Origin of the sequence: Bradyrhizobium sp. sGM-13 (assembly GCF_018398875.1) — a bacterium.
In the GTDB taxonomy this organism is placed as follows: Bacteria; Pseudomonadota; Alphaproteobacteria; order Rhizobiales; family Xanthobacteraceae; genus Bradyrhizobium.
Window position 1 is genome coordinate 145,680 of record NZ_JAGWDK010000007.1, and the last position, 17,972, is coordinate 163,651.

16 protein-coding genes are annotated in these 17,972 nt (G+C 63.5%); 12 read left to right on the top strand and 4 right to left on the bottom strand.

Translation table 11 applies throughout. The features are described from left to right. Nucleotides 1–130: 130 nt before the first annotated feature. Nucleotides 131–1,369, top strand: a complete 1,239-nt coding sequence (locus KJQ96_RS12945; protein ID WP_213286973.1) for a glycosyltransferase family 87 protein — start codon at nucleotides 131–133, stop codon at nucleotides 1,367–1,369. A 51-nt stretch (nucleotides 1,370–1,420) separates the two neighbouring features. Here KJQ96_RS12945 and KJQ96_RS12950 read toward each other — a convergent pair whose 3' ends face one another. Continuing rightward, the gene (locus KJQ96_RS12950; protein ID WP_213286974.1) at nucleotides 1,421–2,869 is read right to left on the bottom strand and encodes a hypothetical protein; all 1,449 of its coding nucleotides are present in this window, start codon (nucleotides 2,867–2,869) and stop codon (nucleotides 1,421–1,423) included. A gap of 18 nt (nucleotides 2,870–2,887) precedes the next feature. Next, nucleotides 2,888–3,715: a sterol desaturase family protein gene (locus KJQ96_RS12955; RefSeq protein ID WP_213286975.1), complete on the bottom strand. Its 828-nt coding sequence runs from the start codon at nucleotides 3,713–3,715 to the stop codon at nucleotides 2,888–2,890. A gap of 306 nt (nucleotides 3,716–4,021) precedes the next feature. Here KJQ96_RS12955 and KJQ96_RS12960 point away from each other — a divergent pair, with 306 nt between their 5' ends. The 9 genes from KJQ96_RS12960 to KJQ96_RS13000 all read left to right on the top strand — a co-directional run bounded on the left by KJQ96_RS12960 (nucleotide 4,022) and on the right by KJQ96_RS13000 (nucleotide 12,795). Then, nucleotides 4,022–4,186: a Flp family type IVb pilin gene (locus tag KJQ96_RS12960; protein WP_213286976.1), complete on the top strand. Its 165-nt coding sequence runs from the start codon at nucleotides 4,022–4,024 to the stop codon at nucleotides 4,184–4,186. 199 nt (nucleotides 4,187–4,385) lie between these two features. Next, nucleotides 4,386–4,910 (top strand): prepilin peptidase, encoded by a 525-nt coding sequence (locus tag KJQ96_RS12965; RefSeq protein WP_213286977.1) that lies wholly within the window; start codon nucleotides 4,386–4,388, stop codon nucleotides 4,908–4,910. Nucleotides 4,911–5,036: 126 nt separating this feature from the next. Further along, complete coding sequence (gene cpaB, locus KJQ96_RS12970; RefSeq protein ID WP_213286978.1) at nucleotides 5,037–5,828, top strand: Flp pilus assembly protein CpaB; 792 nt, start codon at nucleotides 5,037–5,039, stop codon at nucleotides 5,826–5,828. Nucleotides 5,829–5,845: 17 nt separating this feature from the next. Then, the gene (locus KJQ96_RS12975; protein WP_213286979.1) at nucleotides 5,846–7,309 is read left to right on the top strand and encodes a type II and III secretion system protein family protein; all 1,464 of its coding nucleotides are present in this window, start codon (nucleotides 5,846–5,848) and stop codon (nucleotides 7,307–7,309) included. Between the two features lie 9 nt (nucleotides 7,310–7,318). After that, the gene (locus KJQ96_RS12980) at nucleotides 7,319–8,068 is read left to right on the top strand and encodes a CpaD family pilus assembly protein (protein ID WP_213286980.1); all 750 of its coding nucleotides are present in this window, start codon (nucleotides 7,319–7,321) and stop codon (nucleotides 8,066–8,068) included. Next, on the top strand, nucleotides 8,065–9,336 hold the full coding sequence (locus KJQ96_RS12985) for an AAA family ATPase (protein WP_213286981.1): 1,272 nt from the start codon (nucleotides 8,065–8,067) through the stop codon (nucleotides 9,334–9,336). Before KJQ96_RS12980 ends, KJQ96_RS12985 begins: the two co-directional genes overlap by 4 nt. A gap of 22 nt (nucleotides 9,337–9,358) precedes the next feature. Continuing rightward, nucleotides 9,359–10,825 carry a CpaF family protein gene (locus KJQ96_RS12990; protein WP_213286982.1) on the top strand — a complete coding sequence of 489 codons (1,467 nt, stop codon included), beginning with the start codon at nucleotides 9,359–9,361 and terminating at the stop codon, nucleotides 10,823–10,825. Nucleotides 10,826–10,832: 7 nt separating this feature from the next. Beyond that, nucleotides 10,833–11,810 carry a type II secretion system F family protein gene (locus KJQ96_RS12995; protein ID WP_213286983.1) on the top strand — a complete coding sequence of 326 codons (978 nt, stop codon included), beginning with the start codon at nucleotides 10,833–10,835 and terminating at the stop codon, nucleotides 11,808–11,810. A 10-nt stretch (nucleotides 11,811–11,820) separates the two neighbouring features. Further along, nucleotides 11,821–12,795 carry a type II secretion system F family protein gene (locus KJQ96_RS13000; protein WP_213286984.1) on the top strand — a complete coding sequence of 325 codons (975 nt, stop codon included), beginning with the start codon at nucleotides 11,821–11,823 and terminating at the stop codon, nucleotides 12,793–12,795. A gap of 197 nt (nucleotides 12,796–12,992) precedes the next feature. Here KJQ96_RS13000 and KJQ96_RS13005 read toward each other — a convergent pair whose 3' ends face one another. Then, nucleotides 12,993–13,826 carry a tetratricopeptide repeat protein gene (locus KJQ96_RS13005; protein WP_213286985.1) on the bottom strand — a complete coding sequence of 278 codons (834 nt, stop codon included), beginning with the start codon at nucleotides 13,824–13,826 and terminating at the stop codon, nucleotides 12,993–12,995. A gap of 128 nt (nucleotides 13,827–13,954) precedes the next feature. Here KJQ96_RS13005 and KJQ96_RS13010 point away from each other — a divergent pair, with 128 nt between their 5' ends. Both KJQ96_RS13010 and KJQ96_RS13015 read left to right on the top strand, forming a co-directional pair. Beyond that, nucleotides 13,955–15,337: a M17 family metallopeptidase gene (locus tag KJQ96_RS13010; RefSeq protein WP_213286986.1), complete on the top strand. Its 1,383-nt coding sequence runs from the start codon at nucleotides 13,955–13,957 to the stop codon at nucleotides 15,335–15,337. Further along, nucleotides 15,330–16,172, top strand: a complete 843-nt coding sequence (locus KJQ96_RS13015) for an NlpC/P60 family protein (protein ID WP_213286987.1) — start codon at nucleotides 15,330–15,332, stop codon at nucleotides 16,170–16,172. The genes KJQ96_RS13010 and KJQ96_RS13015 overlap by 8 nt, the downstream gene beginning before the upstream one ends. Nucleotides 16,173–16,337: 165 nt before the next feature. Here KJQ96_RS13015 and KJQ96_RS13020 read toward each other — a convergent pair whose 3' ends face one another. Beyond that, the gene (locus KJQ96_RS13020) at nucleotides 16,338–17,966 is read right to left on the bottom strand and encodes an ABC transporter ATP-binding protein (protein ID WP_213286988.1); all 1,629 of its coding nucleotides are present in this window, start codon (nucleotides 17,964–17,966) and stop codon (nucleotides 16,338–16,340) included. Nucleotides 17,967–17,972: the final 6 nt, after the last annotated feature.

Consider the following 17,972-nt stretch of genomic DNA (forward strand, 5'->3'; position numbering starts at 1 on the left):
CCAGTTTGACCGCTGACATCCAGCGGCGCCGTCGAAATCCTGCCGGAACACCCAAAGGCTTAAGATTTCGGCAATTCACTCCGGCCTACTGCTTGAGAGTCTGAGCTCCAGCAAAGGCAAGAGAATCCGCATGGCCACTTTGGCACAAGCTGCGATGAACCCGCCCGGGCAAGGCGGCGTTCCTGACGCGCTGTTCAGAGCGTGCTTTGTGCTATGCGGCATCAATGCCGGCTATTTCGCGGTGGCGTACTTCCTGGGCTTATGGATCTACGATCTGAATGGCCGCCTCGAGCCGACCGATTTCGTGAACGTCTGGGCCGCGGGCCGCCTCGTGCTCGATGGTCATCCGGCACTGGCCTATGACTGGGATATCCAGAGGCAAGTCGAGGTGGCGGTACTTGGCCAGGACTTCTCCGGCAATTTCGCGTGGCATTATCCGCCGCCGTTCCTGTTCGTTGCGGCCTTTCTGGCTCAGTTTCCTTATCCGATGGCCTTCCTTGGCTGGATGGTAATCAGCCTGGTGCCATATCTCGCGGTTATGCGGGCGGTCGTTGGCCGTAGTTTCGGCCTGATGCTCGCGGTCGCGCTTCCGATGCTGTTCGTCAACATGATGGTCGGACAGAACGGCTTTCTGACCGCCGCGCTGATCGGTGGCACACTCTACCTGCTACCGACGAGACCGGTTCTGGCGGGCGTGTGTCTCGGGCTGCTCAGCTACAAGCCCCAATACGGGTTGTTGTTTCCGATCGTGCTGATCGCCGCCGGACATTGGCGCGTGTTCATTAGCGCCGGCGTCACGGCTGTCCTGTTGGCTCTCGCGTCCTGGCTCGCGTTCGGCACCGAAAGCTGGCAGGCGTTCTTTCACTGGCTGCCGCTGTCCTCGCAAGCCTTCCTGACCGAAGGCAGGGCCGCGTGGTGGAAACTGCAGAGCCTTCTTGCGCTGGTGCGCTATTTGGGCGGCTCCGACCAATTGGCGTGGGCGTTTCAATGGGTCTTGACCGCTTCGGTCGCCACTGTGCTGGCGCTGATGTGGAGGAGCCGCGTGCCCTACGCGATGAAGGCCGCGGCGCTTGCGGCCGGCACCTTGTTGAGCACGCCGTATCTGTACATGTACGACATGATGGTGCTGGCGATTCCGATAGCGTTCCTGGTCCGCATCGGACTGAAGTCCGGATTTCGCGCTTACGAGCTTCCCGCGCTCGGCTGTGCGATGGCCCTGATCCTAACCTTCATCTTCGCAGGCATCCCGGTCGGGCTCGGCGCTACGCTGATCGTCGCCGGTCTGGTCTTGCGCCGCGCAGGCCCATGGTGGCGGCGGGAGCCGTTGCCCTCAACGGCGATGGTTCCGAGCAGCAGCATCATGGGGTGAAAAGCGCCGCCCGCGCGAAATCGCCGCTGATTCGGAAACTGCCGCGATCAATCAATTCGCGGCGCGAACATGCAGCACTGCATTCTTGTCCGCGTAGACTTTCTGCCAGCCGTCGAGATGATCGAGCAGGCTCGCCGCCGGAGTGGCGGGCGTCAGCAGCACGGCGTCGATCTCGTAGTCCTTGAGAAGGCTGAGGAGCTGGTTGATGTCCTTGAGCTGGAGCGCGCGGTAATACGCCATTTCGAACGCCTCGCCGTAGAGTTCGGCACGCCCGTCGATGAACACCGGCATCTGCCGCCAGATCAGATAGCCACCGAAGGGAAGGTCGTTGAGGACGCGCTTGGGATTGCGCACCTTGAGAGCATCGACGGCGGCGGCCGGCGAGTGGTTTTCGGGCGGCGCAAATGCGGTGTTCGCCGCGAGCAGCCATGTCCAGCCGCCAAGGAGGATCATCACCGCGGCCAGCACAGGCATCGGAGCGCCGGTGCGGGCAGACCAAGCCGGCCGCAACGCGAACTGCGACGCCACCGGTGCGAGCACCGCGATCGGCAGCAACAACGCGAAGATCTCGATGTTCCGGACGTGCGACAGCGCCATGTGCAAAAGACCCAGCACGAGCGCGATCCGCGGCGGCGATAGCTTTACGCCGCCGTAAAGCGCGCCCGCGATCAACGCCAGGATCGACATCTCGAACAGGCCGAACTTGCTGAAGTTGGCCGGCATCCATTCATAGATGAGATGCAGCAGTTCCCCGAGATCGAGAATCTTGCGCGCCGCAAGAATCGACCCCCATCCGTAGGGCGTGACGCAACACGCCGCCAGAGCAGCGACGCCGAATGCTGCCCAGCGCAGCGCCAGCGACCTTTGCTGCGCGCGATCGGCATTCCACAGCGCATCGAGCGCGAAGGCGCCGACCAGCACCAGGCCGAATATGAATCCGCCGTGCAGGTTCGCCCACAATGCGATCAGCAGCAAAAGCCATGGCGACGGCGCCTGGCCGCGCTCGCTCGCCGACATCAGCCCGTACGCCCATGCCAGCATGATCGGCAGTACCAATACGTGCGGGCGCGCCAGAAAATGCCCCATCGAGAGCACCAGCGCCGCGATCGCGACCGCGACCGCATAGGCCGCGGGAATGCGGCGGCCGAGAATATGGGCGAACAACGCAAAGGTTACGGCGATGGAGGTCGCGGCGAGAACCACGGGTCCGGTCCAGCCCGCCAGATTGTAGCTCACCGCATACAGTACCTGCGACAGCCAGGACGATGATGTCCACGGCTCTCCGGCCTTGGTGAAAGAATAGATATCGACGCGTGGCAAAGCGTGGTGGTCGAGGATCCACTGGCCCACGGCGATCTGCCAGTAGGTATCCGAATCGTTCAGAAGCCATCTACCGATCAGTAGCAGCGCGTAGACGGCGATGCCGAGCCAGAACCATGCCGGGACATCGCCCAGGCTGAAGGCTTTGGCCCGCTGGATCGTCCCGACTTCAGTGCTCATGCGAAATTACCGGCCGGGCTACTGACGGAATGGATAGGCCAATTGCCCGCCGATCTCGGTCGGGATCTGCTGATCGTCGACGCCGTAATTGTCGGGCAGCCGGTTCTCCGGCATGCGGAACGTTCCGAACAGGATGTCCCAGAGCGGAAACGTGCCCGCGAAATTGGTATTGCCGCCCTCTTCAAGCGAGGTGTGATGCCAGCGATGGAACACCGGCGTGGCAAGCACGTATTTGAACGGCCCCAGTGTCCAGTTCAGGTTGGCGTGAACGAAGGCGGAGTGGAAGGTCGTGAACGGCCCGACCCAGAGCATGATGTTGGGAGAAATGCCCGCCATCAGCAGGATGACGTCGACCAGGATCGTTCCGATGAACAGGTTGACGGGGTGAAACCGCGCCGCCGAGATCCACTCGAGATCCTCAGAGGAATGATGGATGGCATGATACTTCCAGAACCCGCCGCCGTGAAACATGCGGTGCAGCCAGTACAGCATGAAGTCGGATGCAACGAGGAACAACACCGCCTGCAGCCAGAGCGGAAGCTGCGACAGCGGTCCATGGCCATTGTCGTAGAATGCGATCAGTTCGTCGGCCTCGTGAATGTTGAAGACGATGCCGGCGCCGAGCACCAATAGTCCGATGCGCAAGGTGCGCGCGAACACCGGTACGAGAAACCAGTAGCAGATGTCGGTGATGAGCTCGCGCTTGCGCCACCAGGGTTTGCCCGGATTGCAGGCCCAAAAATGCGAGAGTACCGTGAACACGAGAGCAAGCGCGATCGTGACAGGAACGACCTTCGCTATCGTCTGGCCCACTACCTCGATGACTTCCATTGGCAAACTGGACATGACGACCTCGTTCAATCGGACACTGCAAGGGGTATCCGCCCGCACTTAAGGAGCCGTGAATCAAAAGGGTCGGCCGGCACGGCGCGACCGCCTGTAGCCGTGCATGACGTCGCGCTTGCATTTTATCGGATGCCTTAATGCGGCGTTTACTGTGCTCAAGAACTGCAAGCTTCAAGCATTTTTGCACGGTCGAATTAACTGCGCCGAAATTGTCGCACCCTAGGGTGACGCCATGGTCACGGTGCTGAGAACGCCGGCGAGACCAAACTTAAGTTCGACCAGCCACGTGTGTACACAGGAGTTATCATGAAGAATCTCGTTTCGCGTTTCGTGAAGGACGAGTCCGGCGCAACTGCCATCGAATACGGCCTGATCGCCGCCGGCATCTCGATCGCGATCATCGGCGTCGTCAACGGTCTCGGCACCACGCTGTCGAGCAAGTTCACTGCCATCTCGACCTCGCTGAAGTAAGCGACGGGTGCGAGCTAGCTTTCAAGGGCCCCGGCATGCCGGGGCCTTTGTTGTTTTTCGCAAGGTCCGCACTGCCGGACTCAGAAAGCGCCTCGGATGCGCACGACTACGATTTCCGGCGTTTCCCGATTGTTCACTTCTCGTGGCTAGGCTCGGCCGGAGCCTGGACATCGGGCCATTCGCCAGCAAGCGTGAGTTCATGATCCTCGATACCGCCCGTCTCCTGCTGTTTCCAGCCCTGATGGCGTTCGCAGCCGCGAGCGACCTTTTCACCATGACGATTTCGAACCGAGTGTCGCTAGCCCTGATCGCGGGCTTCGTCGCGCTTGCGGTGTTCGGCGGCATGGGCCTTCACGACATCCTCCTGCATTTCGGCGCCGGCGCCGCCGTTCTCGTCGTGGCCTTTGCCTGCTTTGCGATGGGCTGGGTCGGCGGCGGCGACGCGAAGGTCGCGGCCAGCGTGGCGCTCTGGTTCGGTTTCGACCATCTCCTCAATTATCTGGTCTATGCCTCGCTGCTCGGCGGCGCGCTGACGGTCCTGCTGATTCAGTTTCGGCAATGGCCGCTGCCCTCGCTGCTCACGGGACAAGCCTGGCTGAACCGGCTGCACGACAAGCAGAGCGGGATTCCCTATGGCATCGCGCTCGCGCTCGGCGCGCTGATCGTCTATCCGGAGACCGAATGGATCAAGGCGGTCGACCTTACTCACCTCGCCATGCGCTGATCCGGCGTCGCTCACTTTCCGTTAAGGCAATTTACACACGCCTCATTAACCATGCTTTGACGAATAGCTGGTCAACTCCCATCACGGCGACGGAAGCGTCGCGGCGTAATGTGGAAAGTGAAGCGTATGAATAAGCCACGCATTGTGGTCCTGGCCATCGCGATCGGCGCCGGCGGCATTGCCGCATATCTCGCCAGCGGGTCCGGCAACGAGCCTGCCCCGGCTCAGCCGGTCGCGCAGCTTCAGACCGTCGATATTCTCGTCGCAAAATCGGACATCGACCTCGGCAAGTCGGTCAAGGCCGACGATCTGCAATGGCAGACCTGGCCGGCCACGTCCGCCAGCAGTAACTTCATCAGCCGTGCCAGCAAGGCCGACGCCGTCAAGGAGATCACCGGCTCGATCGCGCGCGCGCCGTTCATCGCGGGCGAGCCGATTCGCGAGCAGAAGCTGGTGAAGGCCGACGGCTCCGGTTTCATGGCGGCGATCCTGCCCGCAGGCTACCGAGCCATTTCCACCGAAATTTCGCCGGAAACCGGCGCCGGCGGCTTCATCCTGCCGAACGACCGCGTCGACGTGATTCTTACCAAGCGCGAGAAGAATCCCGACGCCAAGGGCCCGGACGTCTCCAGTTCGGAGGTCATTCTCAGCAATGTTCGCGTTCTCGCGATCGACCAGGCGCCGAAGGAAAAGGAAGGCGCCAGCGCGCTGATCGGCAGGACGGTTACCCTCGAACTCAAGCCCGAGCAGGCCGAGACGCTGGCGCGGTCGCGCCAGAACGGCTCGCTGACGCTGGCGCTGCGCAGCATCGCCGACGTCAACGCGGTCGAAAAGCCGGACGAGCAACTCAACAAGCGCGGCGAGAACCTTAACGTCATCCGTTACGGCGTTGCCAGCCAGCAGACGGTGCAGAAGTGACCAAAAGGACGCACGATATGAAGTGCAGGGAAATTCAGCCGACGATGCGAACGTTCATCGTCCGCGCCCTGTCGTTTTCGGCCGTGGCTGCTCTCACGCTCAATCCGGCGCTGACGCCGGTTGTGGCGAGCGACTATCGCGTCGCGCCGGTGTCCACCGACGGGCAGATGAACGCGCGCTTCGTTTCTCTCGGAATCGGCAAATCCATCGTGATCGACCTGCCGCGCGAGATCAAGGACGTGCTGGTTGCCGATCCGAAGATCGCCAACGCCGTGGTGCGTTCGACCCAGCGCGCTTATATCATCGGCGCCGCGGTCGGCCAGACCAATATCGTTTTCTTCGATTCCACCGGCGCGCAGATCGCGGCCTATGACATTGCGGTCAAGCGCGACCTCAACGGCGTGCGCGCGGCGCTGAAGCAGTCGCTGCCGAATTCGGACATCCAGATCGAAGGCGTCGGTGACGGCGTGGTGCTGAGCGGCAGCGCGGCGAGCCCGGTCGAGGCGCAGCAGGCCGTCGACATCGCCGCCCGCCTGGTGAATGGCGCCGAAAGGGTCGTCAATTCGATTGCAATTCGCGGCCGTGACCAGGTGATGTTGAAGGTCACGCTCGCCGAAGTCCAGCGCTCGGTCATCAAGCAGCTAGGCATTGATCTCAGCGCCAGCATGACCTACGGCACATCAGTTGTTAACTTCAACAACAGCAACCCGTTCACCGCAAACAGTGCGCCGCTCGTCGCCGACAACGCCCTTACCGGGAAATTCGGCACGATGCCATCCGTGACGGCGACGCTGCGCGCGATGGAAAGCGCCGGCGTGGTGCGGACCCTTGCCGAGCCCAACCTCACAGCCATTTCCGGCGAATCCGCAACCTTTATCTCCGGCGGCGAATTTCCAATTCCGACCGGCGTGACCTGCCAAACCACAGTGGGTGGTGGCATCGGACAATGCGTCCAGACAGTCAGCTTCAAGAAGTTCGGCATCTCGCTTAACTTTACACCGGTCGTGCTGACGGAGGGGCGGATCAGCCTTCGGGTGATGACCGAAGTGTCGGAAGTCTCGACCGAAAACGCTTTAAAGGGCGGTGCCGGTGGAACGACGATCCCCTCGATCAAGACCCGCCGCGCCGAGACGACGCTGGAAATTCCCTCCGGCGGCGCGATGGCGATGGCCGGCCTGATCCAGGACCAGACCAAGCAGGCGATCAACGGTCTTCCGGGTTTGGCGCAACTGCCGGTTCTCGGCACGCTGTTCCGCAGCCGCGACTTCGTCAACAACCAGAGCGAACTGATGGTACTGGTCACGCCCTATGTGGTGCGCGCGGTGGCGCAGAAGGACCTGTCGCGCCCCGATGACGGCTTTGCCAGCGCATCGGATCCGCAGGCCGATCTGCTCGGCAGCATCAATCGCATCTACGGCGTTCCCGGCCGCGTCGAGAAGGCGCGGAATTATCGCGGCACCTACGGCTTTATTACGGACTGAGGCGGGACGATGACAGCACAGAGCACAAAACCCGCCGATCGCAAGCGCGCGCTTCGCCTGACCGCAGCGCTGATCGGCCTTTCCGTGGCGCTCGGCGCCTGCAAGCATACCGTCGTCGATCCCGTGACGACGGCCGGCGTGCCCGATGATTACCGCCAGCGCCATCCGATCGCCGTCCAGGAAGCAGACCGCTCGATCGTCGTTTTCGTCGGTCGCGGACGCGGCGGCTTGTCCGCCTCTCAGCGCGCCGATGTCATGGGTCTGGCCCAGGACTGGCTTCGTGAAGGCACCGGCGTCATCAGCGTTGACGTACCCGTCAATACGCCGAACGCGCGGGCGGCCGAGGATTCATTGCGCGAGATCCGGGCGAGCTTTGCCGCTGCCGGCGTGCCACCGCGCGCGATCAATGTCCGTCAGTATCACCCGGAAGATCCCAGGCATATGGCCGCGATCCGCCTCAACTATCCGAAGATCTCGGCGGTGGCCGGGCCGTGCGGGCTGTGGCCGGAGGATCTCGGACCGTCGATCAACAACAAGAGCTACTTCGACAACAAACAGTACTACAATTTCGGCTGCTCCAACCAGCGCAACCTAGCGGCGATGGTCGATAACCCATCCGACCTCGCGCAGCCGCGTCCCGAAACCCCCGCCTTTGCGCCGCGCCGTGGCATCGCCTTCGACAAGTATCGCAAGGGTACGACCACCGCGACCACCTATCCCGAGGCCGAAAGGGCCAAACTCAGCGATACCGGCAAATGATCACTTACTCGCGCCAGAATACAGAATCGCAGCCGGAAATCACGGCGCCGTCGACCGAGGACCACATCGCACCGGCGCCGCGGGTGTCGGTGCAGGCGTTCTGCGAGACGGTGGAAACCGCGGCCGCCGTGCAGTCGGCGGGCGAAGACCGCCGCCTCGGCAAAGCTCATCTCAAGATCCAGATGGGCGGCATGGCCGCGGCCATCGAAGCCTACCGCTCGGCCCCGACCCCGAACGTCATCATCCTGGAGACCGAGGGCCGCAACGACATTCTCGCCGGCCTCGACCAGCTTGCCGCCGTCTGCGACGCCGGAACACGCGTGATCGTGATCGGGCGCATCAACGACGTGATGCTCTATCGCGAACTGGTCCGCCGCGGCGTCAGCGACTACGTCATCGCGCCGGTCAGCGCCATCGATGTCGTGCGCTCGGTCTGCAACCTGTTCTCTTCGCCGGAAGCCAAGGCCGTCGGCCGCATCATCGCCGTCGTCGGCGCCAAGGGCGGTGTCGGCGCGTCCACAGTTGCCCACAACGTCGCCTGGGCGATCGCGCGCGATCTGGCGCTGGATTCCGTTGTCGCCGACCTCGACCTCGCTTTCGGCACCGCCGGCCTCGACTACAATCAGGACCCGCCGCAGGGTATCGCGGATGCGGTGTTCTCGCCCGACCGGGTCGATACCGCGTTCCTCGACCGCCTGCTGTCGAAATGCACCGACCATCTCAGCCTGCTGGCGGCGCCGGCCACGCTCGACCGGGTCTACGATTTCGGCGCGGAAGCCTTCGATTCGATCTTCGATACGCTTCGGACCACGATGCCCTGCATCGTGCTCGACGTTCCCCATCAATGGTCGGGATGGACCAAGCGCGCTTTGATCGCGGCCGACGACATCCTGATCGTTGCCGCGCCCGATCTCGCCAACCTGCGCAACACCAAGAACATCTTCGACCTCCTGAAGGCATCGCGCCCGAACGATCGTGCGCCGCTCTACTGCCTCAATCAGGTCGGTATCCCGAAGCGGCCGGAGATCCCCGCCGCCGAGTTCGCCAAGGCGATCGAGAACCACCCGATCGCCACGATCCCGTTCGAGCCGCAACTCTTCGGCTCGGCCGCCAACAACGGCCAGATGATTGCGGAGATCTCCGCAACTCATCGCACCACCGAGATGTTCCTGCAGATTGCGCAACGGCTCACCGGCCGCGGCGAGACCAAGAAGCCGAAGAGTTCGTTGCTGTCGCCTTTGATCGAGAAGTTGCGGGCCAAGAAGTAGATAGCCCGCGTGGAGTGCCATCGTGTTCGGTAAGCGTAGCGGAAATGATAGTGATACGCGGGTCCTTAAGCCCGCCATTCAGGCGCCGGAGCCGGTCTCCAGCGCCGTAGCGGCGCCGCGCGAGATCGCGGCGCCGGCGGTGGCTTCGCCGCCGCTCGCACCCGCAAAGCAGCAGCCCGCGCCCACCATGGAGGCGCGGCGCTCCGACAATTACTACCAGGTCAAGGCGACCATCTTCGGCGCGCTGATCGAGGCGATCGACCTTGCCCAACTCGCCAAGCTCGACGGCGAGTCCGCGCGCGAGGAAATCCGCGACATCGTCAACGAGATCATCGCGATCAAGAACATCGTGATGTCGATCGCCGAGCAGGAAGAGCTGCTCGACGACATCTGCAACGACGTGCTCGGCTACGGCCCGCTCGAGCCGCTGTTGTCACGCGACGACATCGCCGACATCATGGTCAACGGCGCCGGTACGGTGTTCATCGAAGTCGCCGGCAAAATCCAGAAGACCGGCATCCGCTTCCGCGACAACCAGCAGCTCCTCAACATCTGCCAGCGCATCGTCAGCCAGGTCGGCCGGCGCGTCGACGAATCCTCGCCGATCTGCGACGCCCGCCTCGCCGATGGCTCCCGCGTCAATGCCATCGTTCCGCCGCTGGCGATCGATGGGCCTGCCCTCACCATTCGTAAGTTCAAGAAGGACAAGCTGACGCTCGATCAACTGGTCAAGTTCGGCGCGATCTCACCGGAAGGCGCTACGATCCTGCAGATCATCGGCCGTGTCCGCTGCAACGTGCTGATCTCGGGCGGTACCGGCTCCGGCAAGACCACGCTGCTGAACTGCCTGACCCAGTTCATCGAGCATGACGAGCGCGTCATCACCTGCGAAGACGCCGCCGAACTTCAGTTGCAGCAGCCTCACGTGGTGCGGCTGGAAACCCGTCCGCCCAACATCGAGGGCGAAGGCCAGGTCACCATGCGCGAGCTGGTGCGCAATTGCCTGCGTATGCGTCCCGAACGCATCATCGTCGGCGAAGTCCGCGGACCCGAGGCGTTTGACCTGTTGCAGGCGATGAACACCGGCCACGACGGCTCGATGGGAACGCTGCACGCCAACAACCCGCGCGAAGCCATGTCGCGCTGCGAATCCATGATCACGATGGGCGGCTTCTCGCTGCCCTCGCGCACCATCCGCGAGATGATCTGCGCCTCGATCGACGTCATCGTGCAGGCCGCGCGCCTGCGCGACGGCTCGCGCCGCATCACCCACATCACCGAGGTGATGGGCATGGAAGGCGACACCATCATCACCCAGGACCTGTTCGTCTACGAATTGCTCGGCGAAGACGCCAACGGCAAGATCATCGGGCGGCACCGCTCGACAGGCATCGGCCGTCCGAAGTTCTGGGAACGCGCGCGATATTACAACGAAGAGAAGCGGCTTGCGGCGGCGCTCGATGCCGCCGAAGTCGTCGACAAGACGTGAAGAGGCGATGAGCATGCAAGCGCTCGCACTGGCGTTTCTCGCCGCCACCGCCATCGGCGGCCTGGCATGGGTGTTCGTCTATCCGACGCTGTCGGGCGAGAAGAAGGCCGAATCCCGCCGCGCCTCGATCGCCCGTTCCGATGCGCCGGCGCGGCAGGCCGAGAAAAGCCAGCGCTCGCGCCGCGAGCAGGTCGAGGGATCGCTCAAGGAGCTCGACGCCCGGCGCAAGAAGGACAAGTCCGTTCCGCTCTCGACCCGCCTCGCCCAGGCCGGGCTGGGATCCTGGACGCCTCAGAAATTCTGGATCGTTTCCGGCATCCTCGCGGCGGTGGGCTTCGTGCTCGCATTCATCGTCGGCGGCTCGCCGTTGGGCGCCGCCGTGATGGCATTCGGCACCGGCCTCGGCCTGCCGCGCTGGCTCTTGAGCTACCTCAAGAAGCGCCGCGAGAAGGCGTTTCTGAAAGCGCTTCCCGACGCTGTCGACGTCATCGTACGCGGCATCAAGGCCGGTCTGCCGTTGTTCGAATCGATCAAGGTGGTCGCAGCCGACTCGCCGGAGCCGCTCAGGAGCGAGTTCAACGCCATCGTCGAAACCCAGACCATCGGCATGCCGCTCGGCGAGGCCTGCGCGCGGCTGTATGAACGGATGCCGCTGCCGGAGGCGAACTTCTTCGGCATCGTGGTCGCGATCCAGCAGAAGTCCGGCGGTAACCTGTCGGAAGCACTTGGCAACCTCTCCAAGGTTCTGCGCGATCGCAAGAAGATGGCGGAGAAGATTCAGGCGATGTCGATGGAAGCCAAGGCCTCCGCCGGCATCATCGGCTCGTTGCCGCCGGCCGTGATGCTGCTGGTGTGGATCACGACGCCCGACTACGTCTCGCTGCTTTGGACCACCCACCTCGGCCAGTTCATGCTGCTATGCTGCGTGAGCTGGATGGGGATGGGCGTCCTGGTGATGAAGAAAATGATCAACTTCGACTTCTGACGGTGCGCCTATGATTGAGCTTCTGATCGGCAAGATGCACGACGCGCGGTTCATGACCATGCTGCTTGCCGCCATCGCGGCGAGTGCGACCGCCTATACGCTGATCATGCCGCTGTTCGCCGGCGAAGGCCTTGCCAAACGCATGAAGGCGGTGGCCAGCGAGCGCGAACGGCTCCGCCAGCGCGAGCGCGAGCGCCTCAACAAATCGGAAAAGGTATCGCTGCGCCAGACTCCGAAGCAACTCGTTTCCAAGGTTGTGGAAGACCTGAACCTGACCAAATGGCTGGCGCAGGAAGCCGCGCGCGACAAGCTGATCATGGCCGGCTACCGCGGCCACGCGCCCTACATCACCTTCCTGTTTGCCCGCGCGGTGACGCCGGTCGCGCTGTTTCTCGGCGCGGCCCTCTACGTCTTCGTGATCACCAACTTGGACAAGTCGTTGACAGTCAAGCTCGGCATCTGCATCGGCGCCGCCTATCTCGGGCTGCAGGCGCCGATGCTGTTCCTGAAAAACGCCATCAGCAAGCGACAGCTCTCCATCAAGCGCGCCTTTCCCGACGCGCTCGACCTCCTGCTGATCTGCATCGAGTCCGGCATGTCGGTCGAAGTCGCCTTCCGCAAGGTTTCCACCGAGATCACGTCGCAATCGATCGCGCTGTCGGAGGAATTCGCGCTGACCACGGCGGAATTGTCCTATCTGCAAGACCGCAAGGTGGCCTACGAGAATCTCGCCAAGCGCACCGGCCTGGAGGGCGTGAAATCGGTCTGTCTCGCGCTGATGCAGTCGGAACGCTACGGCACTCCGCTCGGCCAGAGCCTGCGCGTGATGGCGCAGGAAAACCGCGACATGCGCATGACCGAGGCCGAGAAGAAGGCGGCAGCGCTGCCGCCGAAACTGACCGTGCCGATGATCCTGTTCTTCCTGCCATGCCTGTTCATCGTCATTCTCGGACCGACCTACATCAAGCTTCAGGCGATGCCGTGAGGCGAGCGGCACGGCGGCCGGCGCTTCCCCGGCCACGTATCCGCTGGTCGTAGGCCCCGTCTCTGCGTCGCGTCACTGTGCGCCGCGCCGCGTCCGGGACACGAGAGCTTTTGAGACCCGGAAATAGCTTTCCGTTCCCCGAACGCTGCAGCCGGGGCTATAGCGATCAAGGCTGCGGCGGGTGACCGGCGTGATGCTCAGTCCGGCCGGTTGAGAGCGGCGACCGGGACGGTCGCCCTGTTGCCGGGGGGACGCGAATGGTCCTTGTCCTTGCGGCTCAGCATTTCCCGCAGGTAAGTCACGTTGGCGGCGGCCTCGTCGGCGGGCAGATCGCCCCTGGCGATAGTCTCGGCTTCGGCGAAACGGCCCTGCAAGCCGACGACCAGCGCGAGGTTCTGCCGCACCCTGGCATCGGCGCGCGGATTGGAATAGGCGCGCCGCAGCGTTTCCTCGGCTTGCGGCAGCTCCCGCGTCAGCATGTAGGAGAGGCCGAGATTGGACAGCACCGAGGGCTCTTCCGGCGTGATCTTCAGCGCGCTCGCGTAATAGCGGCGGGCCTCTTCGTGTTTGCCCATCTTGTCGAGCGTGGTCCCCTGCACCGAAAGAATGCGCCAGTCGGGATTGGCCGGCGTATGGGCACGGCTGAGCACCTCGAAGGCAGCCTGCGAATTGCCGTTATCGGCGAGTGCGCGGCCGTAAGCGGCGAGCAGCGTCTTGTTGCCGGGATGGGCGATGGTGGCCTGTTCGAGCACGGCGGCGGCCTGCGCGCGCTGGCCGGTAGCACGGAGCGCCTGGCCATAGCCCAGCGCCGCTTCGGCATCCTTGGGATTGGCGCGATAGCGCTCGCCATATATCTCAGCCGCGCGGCGCGGATCGTCGGGGGCAGCTTGGGCCTTTGACGATGAGCTCAGCGATCCCGTGATGTCGGATATGGTCTGGCAGCCGCCAAGGCCCGCGGCCAAAACCGCGGTTACCGCGGCTGAGGTCAGGAACCGGGCAAAAGACCCGGCGTGGCTGGACGATCGACGCATGGCACTTCAACTCATGGGAATGGCGGAACAAATAGAGCGTGCTAGTCAGCAATAGACTGTTAACCCTAACGGCCGGTTAATCGGCTGTGCTATGCCAGCCGGACACGCCCATTCCCCGCGAGACATGCATGCAATCGCCGTTCGAGACCGCGCCCATCGCCCCCGCCATTCCGATTACCTTCGCCACCAAAACCACCTGGAGCACGATTGCCAAAGAACTTCCCGAATCGGCCCGTCAGTTTGCGCTCGCCAATGATTTTACCGCCAAGCCCGGCAAGTGCCTGACGCTGCCGGCGCCAGACGGGAAGATTGCGCAGGTCGTGTTCGGGCTTGATGAAGAAACCGCCAAGTCGCGCGACCTGTTCCGGCCCGGCGCGCTGCCCGGCCTGCTGCCGCCGGGCGTCTATCGCTTCGCCAACGCGCCGCACGACCTGCGCCTGGCGACACTCGCCTTTGCACTCGGGAGCTACCGCTTCGGCCGCTACCGCAAAGCCGAAAAGCCCGAGGTCCGGCTGGTGCCGCCCGACGGCGTCGATATCACCGACATCGCGCGGATGGCGGAAGCGGCGGCGCTGGCGCGCGACCTGATCAACACGCCGTCGAACGACCTGGGGCCGGAGCAACTGGCAGACGCCGCACAAGCGCTTGCGGCGCGTTTCGGCGCCAGCTTCGATTGCATCGTCGGCGACGAACTCGTGAAGCAGAACTTTCCGCTGATCCACGCAGTCGGCATGGCCTCGGCGCGTTCCCCGCGCCTGATCGACCTGAGCTGGGGCGATGCCACTGACCCCAAGGTCACGCTGGTCGGCAAGGGTGTCTGCTTCGACACCGGCGGGCTCGACCTAAAAACGTCCAGCGGCATGCTGATCATGAAAAAGGACATGGGCGGCGCCGCCAACGTTCTGGCGCTGGCGCAGATGATGATGGACGCGAAGCTGAAGGTCCGCCTGCGCGTCGTGATCCCCGCGGTCGAGAACGCAGTCGCCGGCAACGCCTTCCGTCCGCTCGACATCTTCAAGTCGCGCAAGGGGTCGACGGTGGAGATCGGCAATACCGATGCCGAGGGACGGTTGGTGCTGGCAGATGCGCTGGCCTTGGCGGACGAAGACAAACCGGATCTGCTGATTGACTTGGGCACACTGACCGGCGCTGCGCGGGTGGCGCTGGGACCGGATTTACCGCCCTTTTACACCCATGATGAGACGCTGGCCGAAAGCGTCGCAGAACATGCAAAGCGGGAGAACGATCCGTTGTGGCGGATGCCGCTGTGGCCACCCTATGATTCGTGGCTGGATTCGAAGGTCGCCGACATCAACAACGCGCCGTCGGGCGGCTTTGCCGGCTCGATCACCTGCGCTTTGTTCCTGCAGCGCTTCGTCACCGATGCCAAAAGCTGGCTGCATGTCGATATCTACGGCTGGACGCCTTCCGCAAAACCCGCGCGTCCCGAAGGCGGCGAATGCCAGGCCGCGCGTGCGATCTACAAACTGTTGAGCGAACGCTATGGATGATCCGCGCCTGATGCCGGCACGGCCCGAAATCGCCGCGAAATATCTCGAAGGCAAGGTGAAGGCCGCGCGCTACGTGTCCGGCGAGGAACTTTGCGTGTGTGAGGCCATCGCGCCGCTGTGGGAGCGACCTGCCGCGGGCGCCATGATGCTGACGCAGGCGCTGAAGGGCGAACGCGTCACGATCTACGACCGCAATGGCGAAGGGTTTGCGTGGGGTCAGCTCGCGAGCGACGGCTATGTCGGCTGGATTCCGGATGCCGCGCTGGCAAAGCCTGCGGCCGCACCGACGCACAAGGTCACGGTGCTGCGGACGTTCGCGTTTCCGGGCCCCTCGATCAAGCTGCCGCCGGTCGAGACGCTGACGATGGAAGCAAGGATGACGGTCATACGCGAAGACGGCGCGTTCGCCATTACAAGCGACGGCCGGTATCTGCCGCGCCACCATGTCGGCAGCCTCGACGCGGTGGAAAAGGATTTCGTGGCGGTCGCCGAACGCTTCATCGGTACGCCCTATCTCTGGGGCGGCAAGAGCTCGCTCGGCATCGATTGCTCCGGCCTCGTCCAGGTATCGCTGAACGCCGCCGGCACGGGTTGCCCGCGCGATAGCGACATGCAAGAGGCGGGTCTTGGCCGTGCACTGGATAAGAACGAGATGACGAAGCTGCAGCGCGGCGATCTGATCTTCTGGGAGGGTCACGTCGCGATCGTTCGCGACGCTGACAGCATCGTGCACGCCAATGCGCATCATATGGCGACGGTGGTGGAGAACACGCAGGAGGCTATTGCGCGGATCAAGGCCATCGGCAGCGAGGTGACGGCGATCAAGCGGCTCTAACCACAAGCCCGCTGTCATCACCCGCGAAAGCGGGTGATCCAGTACTCCGAGACAGTTGTGAGTGAATGAGGGGCCGCGGCGTACTGGATGCCCCGCCTTCGCGGGGCATGACGACCGTTATCTTTGACGGCTGTTATCTTTGACGGCTGTTACTCTTGACGGCCGCTACTGCGGCTCCGGAACCGCCTCGATCCGGAACGCGGCAGCGAACAGGGCGCGGGTGTAGTCGCTCTTCGGGTTCTTGAACAGCTCCGCGGCCGGCCCCTCCTCAACCACCTTGCCGTGACGCATCACGATCAGATGGCTGGCCAGCGAGGCCACGACGCGCAAATCGTGCGAGATGAACATGTAGGTCAGATCGCGCTTGCGCTGCAGCTCGCGCAGCAGGTCGACCATCTGCGCTTGGAACAGCATGTCGAGCGCGCTGGTCGGCTCGTCCAGCACGACAAAATTCGGCTCCAGCACCACCGCGCGCGCAATCGAGATACGCTGGCGCTGGCCGCCGGAAAATTCATGCGGATAGCGGAATCGCGTCGCCGGGTCGAGACCGACGTCTGTGAGCGCCTTGACGACGCGCGCCTCGCGCTCTTCACGCGACAGCGACTTCTGATGCACGCTCAGGCCTTCGGCGACGATATCGCCGACCGACATTCGCGGGCTGAGCGCGCCGAACGGATCCTGAAACACGATCTGCATGTCGCGACGGTGCGGCAGCATGGCCTTGAAGCGCAGGCCCTGGATGTTGTTGCCGAGGAACACGATCGGGCCGTCGGAGGAAATCAGCCGGAGCAGCGCGAGACCCAGCGTGGTCTTGCCCGAGCCGGATTCGCCGACGACGCCGAGCGTCTCACCCTTGCGCACCGAGACGCTGACGCCATCCACCGCCTTGATGTGGCCGACGGTCGAGCGCAACAGCCCGCGCTTGATCGGAAACCAGACCTTGAGATTGTCGGCCGACATCACCACCGGCTCGTTGGGCCGCGGCGGCGCCGGATCGGGCTTGGGCTCGGCCGCGAGCAGCGCGCGGGTATAGGTATGTTTCGGCGCGGTGAAGACCTGTTCGACCGGGCCCTGCTCGACGATCTTGCCCGAGTTCATCACGCAGACCACGTCGGCGATGCGGCGGACGATGCCGAGGTCATGGGTGATGAACAGCATGCTCATGCCGAGCCGGGACCTGATCTCCGCGAGCAACGCCAGGATCTGGGCCTGCACCGTGACGTCGAGCGCGGTGGTCGGCTCGTCCGCGATCAGAAGATCCGGCTCGTTTGCGAGCGCCATCGCGATCATGACACGCTGACGCTGGCCGCCGGACAGTTGGTGCGGATAGCTTTGTAGCCTCGTTTCCGGATCGGGAATGCCGACCTGCGTCAAGAGTTCGAGCGTCCGCGCCCGCGCCATCGATCCGCTGATGCCTCTATGCAGCGAGAGGATTTCGCCGATCTGCGCCTCGATGGTGTGGAGCGGATTGAGCGAGGTCATCGGCTCCTGAAAAATGATCGAGATATCGTTGCCGCGGATCTCGCGCATCTCGCGTTCCGAGGCATTGAGCAGCTCTCGGCCCTTGAAATGGATGGTGCCGGAGGGATGCGACGCGGTCGGATAGGGCAGCAGTCTTAGCACCGACAGCGCGCTGACCGATTTGCCGGAACCGGATTCGCCGACCAGGGCCACGCACTCGCCGCGCTTAATGGAAAACGAGACGCGGTCGACCGCAGTCGTGGCGCCGCTCGGCTGGTGAAAGGCCACCGAGAGATCGCGCACATCGAGCAAGGGCTGGTTGACGGCGTCCATCATGCT

Coding starts and splice junctions, on each gene's coding strand:
- KJQ96_RS12945 (WP_213286973.1), top strand. CDS start 131: ATGGCCACTTTGGCACAAGCTGCGATGAACCCGCCCGGGCAAGGCGGC.
- KJQ96_RS12950 (WP_213286974.1), bottom strand. CDS start 2,869: ATGAGCACTGAAGTCGGGACGATCCAGCGGGCCAAAGCCTTCAGCCTG.
- KJQ96_RS12955 (WP_213286975.1), bottom strand. CDS start 3,715: ATGTCCAGTTTGCCAATGGAAGTCATCGAGGTAGTGGGCCAGACGATA.
- KJQ96_RS12960 (WP_213286976.1), top strand. CDS start 4,022: ATGAAGAATCTCGTTTCGCGTTTCGTGAAGGACGAGTCCGGCGCAACT.
- KJQ96_RS12965 (WP_213286977.1), top strand. CDS start 4,386: ATGATCCTCGATACCGCCCGTCTCCTGCTGTTTCCAGCCCTGATGGCG.
- cpaB (WP_213286978.1), top strand. CDS start 5,037: ATGAATAAGCCACGCATTGTGGTCCTGGCCATCGCGATCGGCGCCGGC.
- KJQ96_RS12975 (WP_213286979.1), top strand. CDS start 5,846: ATGAAGTGCAGGGAAATTCAGCCGACGATGCGAACGTTCATCGTCCGC.
- KJQ96_RS12980 (WP_213286980.1), top strand. CDS start 7,319: ATGACAGCACAGAGCACAAAACCCGCCGATCGCAAGCGCGCGCTTCGC.
- KJQ96_RS12985 (WP_213286981.1), top strand. CDS start 8,065: ATGATCACTTACTCGCGCCAGAATACAGAATCGCAGCCGGAAATCACG.
- KJQ96_RS12995 (WP_213286983.1), top strand. CDS start 10,833: ATGAGCATGCAAGCGCTCGCACTGGCGTTTCTCGCCGCCACCGCCATC.
- KJQ96_RS13000 (WP_213286984.1), top strand. CDS start 11,821: ATGATTGAGCTTCTGATCGGCAAGATGCACGACGCGCGGTTCATGACC.
- KJQ96_RS13005 (WP_213286985.1), bottom strand. CDS start 13,826: ATGCGTCGATCGTCCAGCCACGCCGGGTCTTTTGCCCGGTTCCTGACC.
- KJQ96_RS13010 (WP_213286986.1), top strand. CDS start 13,955: ATGCAATCGCCGTTCGAGACCGCGCCCATCGCCCCCGCCATTCCGATT.
- KJQ96_RS13015 (WP_213286987.1), top strand. CDS start 15,330: ATGGATGATCCGCGCCTGATGCCGGCACGGCCCGAAATCGCCGCGAAA.
- KJQ96_RS13020 (WP_213286988.1), bottom strand. CDS start 17,966: ATGGACGCCGTCAACCAGCCCTTGCTCGATGTGCGCGATCTCTCGGTG.